Source organism: Protofrankia sp. CiT1 (genome assembly GCF_917627335.1).
Lineage (GTDB): Bacteria > Actinomycetota > Actinomycetes > Frankiales > Frankiaceae > Protofrankia.
Genome location: NZ_CAKJTP010000009.1, coordinates 53,860 through 60,230, shown reverse-complemented (window position 1 = coordinate 60,230; position 6,371 = coordinate 53,860). Strand labels below are relative to the sequence as shown.

The 6,371-nt window shown below is 70.4% G+C and carries 4 protein-coding genes; all 4 read right to left on the bottom strand.

Features of this window, described 5'->3' with window-relative positions:
• Nucleotides 1-888 (bottom strand): lysophospholipid acyltransferase family protein (locus tag MJ785_RS03245; RefSeq protein WP_239380013.1); only part of this gene is annotated, 888 nt, incomplete at its 3' end.
• Entirely contained in the window at nt 888-2,447 is a 1,560-nt protein-coding gene (locus MJ785_RS03240; protein WP_370651498.1) for a lactate racemase domain-containing protein, read from the bottom strand. The genes MJ785_RS03240 and MJ785_RS03245, both read right to left, overlap by 1 nt.
• Before the next feature lie 132 nt (nt 2,448-2,579).
• Nucleotides 2,580-3,830, bottom strand: coding sequence for a zinc-binding dehydrogenase (locus MJ785_RS03235; RefSeq protein ID WP_239377474.1), 1,251 nt, complete (start codon nt 3,828-3,830; stop codon nt 2,580-2,582).
• On the bottom strand, nt 3,827-6,190 hold the full coding sequence (locus MJ785_RS03230) for an HAD-IB family hydrolase (RefSeq protein WP_239312998.1): 2,364 nt from the start codon (nt 6,188-6,190) through the stop codon (nt 3,827-3,829). The genes MJ785_RS03235 and MJ785_RS03230 overlap by 4 nt, the downstream gene beginning before the upstream one ends.
• Nucleotides 6,191-6,371: the final 181 nt, after the last annotated feature.

Below are 6,371 nucleotides of genomic sequence, written 5' to 3'. Positions count from 1 at the left end.
CGTGTCGCGTCCGACGGGCTCGGTTGACTGCCAGACCCGGCGCCAGTGAGCGGTCCGCGCACTCCGAGCGGGCGGGTTCGGGCTGGCGGGCGTGGCGCGTAGCGACTCCCACCATGACGTGGCGTCCTCGGCCAGCAGCCGGGAGACCTCACCGAAGATCCGGTCGGTGAAGAAACGAAGATCATCACTGGCTGGCCACAGAGGCCGGCCAAAACGCACGGACACCGCCGGCCGGCCAGGCAGCGTCCACCCGCGTCCGCGTGGCATCGCGGCGAAACTGCCACGGATGGCGACCGGCACCACCGGAACCCCACAGGTGATCGCCAGATGTGCCGCGCCGAACCGGAAACGGGTGAGCTGGCCGTCCCTCGACCTCGTCCCCTCCGGGAAGATCACAAGATTCCAGCCGTCCGCGAGCAGGTCCGCGGGCGCGGTCGAGGGGGCGCCCCCGCGGCGCTCGATCGGTACGGTCGCGAACAGGAAGGCCGTGCCCAGCCCCCGCCACCAGCTACCGAAGAAGTAGTCGGCGGCGGCGGCCACGGCCGTGTGGTCGCGCACCTGCCGCGGCAGCGCGCACAACAGCAGTGGCGCGTCCAGATGGCTCGCGTGGTTCGACACGAAGAGCGCGGGCGCTCGAAGCCCGTCGATGGCGTCCAGTCCTGTCACCGACAGCGACAGATTCGCGTCCAGGAGCGGGCGCATCCCGACCTCGAGAGCCGCGACCCGGGCCGCCCGCATCGCCGGTGTGCGCGCCCAGGCCGTGGGGAACTCTCTGGCCACCGCCGGTAGCTGGTGTGGCTCAGCTGAACGCGGTACCGGTGGCCTGGCCCCCCAGCGCCAGCCGCGGGCCACCTCACGCAGCCCGGCCCCGGCCGGGCGGGGCGCCATCAGCGCACGTCCGCGATGACGTGCGGCGGGGAGTGCAGGTAGGTCATGGACGGATCGCGGCCGACCGTGCCCGACACCATCTCCAACGCGTCCGCCAGGGTGGACGCGGCCCGAAAGCCCATCCGCGCGCAGGCGGCCCGGTCACCACCGACCCACACCACATCCCCCAGGTGATCCATGGCATGCGCACCCCAGTACCACATATAGAACGGGTGCACGCCGTGGTAGGCATGCGACGTGCGGTACAGGTGGGTGTACCAGGGGTCGGTCGCGTACTGCTTCTCGAACGTGGTCTCGATCGTCGCCGGGTCGGTGGACTCGGCGAGAACCTCCTCGAAGAAATCCACATACGACGGATGATGGAGCTGAGAGAACTCCGGCGTCACCGGATGGTAGAGGATCATCGCCCCGCCGCGGCGGACCAGGGGCCGCCCTCGGTACATGTTGAAGAAGTACCCGAGCCCGAGGCACATCGCGAGGATCGGGTTGAGCACCGAGTTCACGTTGTACGGCCCCAGGTAGGGCAGGCCCACGACCAGCACGTCGCTTTGCCCGTTCACCTCGACAAGCTGCTGGCGGTGCACGTTCGCGAGCGTCTTGGCGTGCACGGCCTCGGTCTCGCCCGCGTGCACGCCGGTCACCCCGTACCCAGCGACAAGATCCTGGAAGAGCTTGCGGCGAGGACGGACCGGCATGGCCGCGAGCCCCCTCGACATCCCGAACGCCATCGCCTGGTCACGGATGGACCACTCCCATTCCCGCTTCATCAGAAAGGCGTAGCGGGACGGGAAGGAGGCGTTGTTCACGGTCGTCTCCACCGTGAATATCTTCAGGTGATCGGCCAGCAGCCGGCCCATCCGCCACGCCGAGGAGTGCATGGCCGAACGGGTGTGGTCCATGAACGAACGCGAATGGATCATTGTATGACTGTTGTGATGGTGGCGCAGGCTGTTGTAGGACGCGAGCCCGATCGGCACCGACTTGTGGCCACCGTCCATCGCCACCATGTTGACATTGACATAGACCAGCAGGTCCGATTCGGCGGCCCGTCGGTTGATTTCGACGTCCTCACCGTTCTCGGTCAGGCCGATATGCGTCAGATTGTCCCTGTCCTCCGCGTCATGGTTGTAGAGGCTGTCCGGCCAGAACGAGCGGAACACCCGTTCCCCGACAGTCCGCTCGATCTCGGCGGCGGTCATCCGGCGGTGCAGCGCGTTCGCCACGATAAGCACCACGTCGTCCACGCCGGCCTCGGCCGCGATCGTGAGCACCTGCTCGATCACCCGCTGGCGGATGTCGGGCCGGCGCATCGGCGGCAGCGGAATCGACAGGTCGTCGAAGGCGATCGTGAGGCGCATCCCCGGCCGCAGCAGCGCCCGCAACGGCTCGCTGTTCTCCGGCTCGGCCAGCGCCCGGCCGATCGCCGCGTCGACGTCAGCCAGCTCCGGCAGCGACTCCGGCGGGTAGACGACCCGCGTGCCGAGCGGGAAACGCTCCAGCCCGAACCCCTCACCCTGGTGTACGAGCAGCGGAGGAGTCCGCTCATCGACCTCGAGCACGAACCCCGGTCTCACCTGTGCGATCCCCTCACGCGCGAGTCCGGCTGAGCGGCGCTTCCGCCGCCAGCCGCCATCCAGTAAGCGTCCCAGTGAATGTTGTAGTCCTTACGAACAGATTGCACACTCGCCTCATCAGGGCGCCATCAGGTCGAAGGCGACTTTGACCGCGCCAAGCCGGCCCGCGCCGAGCGCGTGGTCCAACGCGTCCCGCCAACGGTCCAACGGGTAGGCCGCCGACACAACCCCGTCCAACGGGGCAGCTGCCGCAAGCTCCAGCGCCCGGACGAAGTCCGCCGGCGCCACCGCCGCGCCCGCCGCCCCGCCCTCGTCCAGCCCCCGACCGGCGCTGGACGCGTAGGTGCCCACCAGCTCCAGCTCACGGAACCACAGCGGCGTCAGATCGACCGGCCCGGTGGGAACACCGGACAGCACCACCCGCCCACCGGCGCGGGTGACGCGCAGCGCCGTCGACAGCGAGGATGCGCTGCCGGCGCAGTCGATCGCGATGTCCACGCCGCCGAGCAGATACGGCGGTCCGGCCTCCGGTTCCAGTTTGAGCGCACGGGTGGCACGGCGCACCCCGCCGACCGCGGACGCCGGTGAAATGATCTCGTCCGCCCCGAACAGCCGCGCGCGTTCCACCTGGTGACGGTGCTTGGCTACCACCGTCACCAGACCGGCCTTGGTGTAGGCGCGCAGCGCCAGCAACGTGAACAGCCCGACCGAGCCGGCACCGATGATCAAAATCCGGTCGCCGTCCCCGGCCCGTGCCCGCAACGCGGTATGTACCGCGCACGCAAGCGGCTCCACCAGCACCGCCCGCTCGTCGGGCAGGTCCGCCGGCACGGGATACAACTGCGAGCGGTGGGCAACCAGGGACCGGCTCCACCCGCCACCGGTCCGCGCGCAGAACCCGGTCTGCAGACCGGGGGACAGGTGACCCACAGTGATATTGTCACAGCGGCTGGTGTGCCCGGCGGCACAACCAGCACATGCGGGCAGGCCCCGGGCGGCGCAACCGAGAACCGGATCGAGCACCACCCTGCTGCCGGCCGGCAGCTCAGTGCCATCGGTGAGGGTGACGCTGGTCTGGGTGTCGGCCACGATCTCATGCCCGGGGACGAAGGGCATGGACACCAGCGACGTGAAGTAGAGCGACAGCTGCCCGGTGACGGTGGCCAGGTCCGACCCGCAGATCCCCGACAGCCGCGGGCGGATCGGAACCCACCCCTCGCCCGGCACGGCCGGCGCCGGCCCGTCGGTCAGCCGCAGCGGCGCTGTCATCCCGGCCGCGGCGCCGGCCAGGGCCGGCAGCCGGCCCGACAGCGTCCGGGTGGCCAGGTAGCGGGGCATCGACCGGTACAGCTCCAGCGCGCGGCTCACCGATCGACACCCGGCCGTGATGTCCGGACGCGGCCGCCCGGAGACAGGGCTGCGGCCCCACCGCCGAAAAGATCCCGAGCCCGGGCGGCGGCATGGATCGTGCGTTCATGCCGGCTGCCGACCACGGCGCGTGGCTCACCACGGGTCGAGGCCCACTGCTCGATCGGCCAGCCGGAGCGGCGGGCCACCCGGTACAGCGGCAGGTCCGGGTTGACCGCGACCGGATTGCCGACCGCCCGCAACATCGGCAGATCCGACTGGCTGTCCGCGTATGCCCACGACGCCGCCAGATCCGCGCCCACCCGCTTGGCATAGTGATCCAGCCAGGCGGCGCGGGAGTCACCGACCAGCGGTGCCGATACCAGGCGCCCGGTGCAGCGCCCGTCCGCCCCGACCGCGAGCCGGGTGGCGACGACCTCGTCGAACAGCGGCGCCAGCGGACGGGTGAGAACCTCGACCGCCCCGGTGAGCAGGACGGTCCGGTGCCCGGCGTCGCGGTGCTCGCGGATCCGGCGGATCGCCCCCGCCTTCACCCGGCGCAGCAGGATGTCACCGGCTACCTCGTCGACGAGGCGGGCGAGCTCGCCGGGATCGGCACCGGCGTAGCGCGTGTACACCGCTCGGATGAGATGCCCCCGGTCGCGCCGCTCCGCCCGCACGTACCCGGGCAGCGCGCGGGCAAGCTGCGCGAGCTCACGCCCGCGCGCCGCGAACGTCTGGTCGGTCAGCCGCAGCCACAGGTAGGACTCAACCACGGTCGAGGACACCAGCGTCCCATCCAGGTCGAACACCGCGAGCGTGTCCGGACCGCCGGCGAGGGCGTGCGACGCCCGCCGGGGCGGCGCCGGGGGCTTGTCCGGGCCGCGGAAGGTCGAGGTGACGCTCGGAAAATGGATCTCCTGCAGGTAGGTACGCCAGTCATAGCAGGCCGGGTCAAACCCGAACCGCTCGGCGTCACCCGCATCGAGTGCCTGGTGGAGCCTGCGGGTCGCGTCATCAACGTAGACCAGCTCCGCCTTGGTGTAGGAACGGTAGAGGTCCTGGTAACGCCGCAGGAACGACAGCCGCTCATCGAACTGCTCCAGGTCACGGGCGGCCTGGCGGACCCGGTCGGAGCGTGGGGCGTACCCGAGCGCCCTTCCCGCGATCTCCGCGAAACGCTCGCCACGGCGCAGCTGGCCCTCGACCGTGGCGGCCCCGGCGAACCGCCAGTGCGCGGCCGCGACAGCGCCACGGCCGGGCTTGGACAGCGGATGGCGCTCGAAGTACTCCCGGACGTTCTCGTAAAGATCGCGAAACAGCAGCGGGTTACGAAAACCGGAACACACCGTGTAGTACGCCGGGGCCGATGCCGGCGGCGGGGCCGCGGCCGCGGCCAGGATCGCGTTGACCACCAGGTCGACAGGGATGATGTCGATGATCCCGTCCGGGGACGCGGGGAAGTCCGGCAGCTCCCCGCGGCCGTAGGCGAGGATCAGCGGCTCGGCCATCTTGAAGCCCTCGATCCAGCCCGGGAACGGGCGGGCCAACGCGCTTTCGATGATGGACGGCCGCATGATGGTCAACGGCAGACCATCACGTTCGGTCTCCAGGTAGCGCTCGGCAAGCGCTTTGGTGAACGTGTAGCAGTCCGTCCAGCCGAGCACACGGGCCCGTTCGCCGCCCGCGTCGACGAGCCGGCGCTCCACCCACCTGCGCCGACGCCGTTCAGCCTCTCGCGAGACCGTCTGCGCCCCAGCCCGGATGTGCTCGCCTTCAGCCTCGGCCCGGAACCCGCGCAGCGTCTCCGGGGCCCGGGACGCGTCCTCCGCCGCACGCCGTGCCCGCTGTGCGGCGGCCTGCTCGGCCCGCCAGTCGACGGTGTGCGCAAGGCGCCCCTCGGCCACGTGGCCCGACCGCAGGCCCGCCACGTACGCCGTGGAGATATGCACCACATGAGGGCGTGCGCCGCTGTCGCGGATGGCCCGCAGCAGCTCCTGGACACCCCCGAGATTGGTGGCGAAACCCGTGTCGATCGGCGGGTCGAACGACACCTCGCCGGCACAGTGGACGACAGTGTCCACATCCGCCGGAATGGCCGGAATCCGTTCGAGATCGCCTTCAAGGACCGTGACCCGCTCCCGCAGCACCTGTTCAACGCCGTCGGCGCCAAGGCGTTCGCGCCACGGCGCGAACGCCGGCTTGGCCACGAGACCGGCAAGACGGGCCTGCCCGCTCCTGCCCGCGCGGGGACGGATGAGCACGACCACCCCGGTGCCGGGCAGGTCGGAAAGCAGCCGTTCCAGCAGTGCCTCGCCCACGAAGCCGGTCGCCCCCGTGACGAGGACACGCTTGCCCGCGAGCCGCTCGGCCAGCCCCACGCCTCACCTCTCCCGTTCTTTCGTTCTTTCGTGATGGACACCGGTGGGCCACAGTAGGGGACAACGGTGTCCGGAACCGAAACCGCCTCCTGCCCACGTGGTTGCATCCAACCAGGGACCACCGATGGTTACAGTCCGTCTCCCTTGGTTTTCGCAACGGCTTCGTGCCACCGGCAGCCTG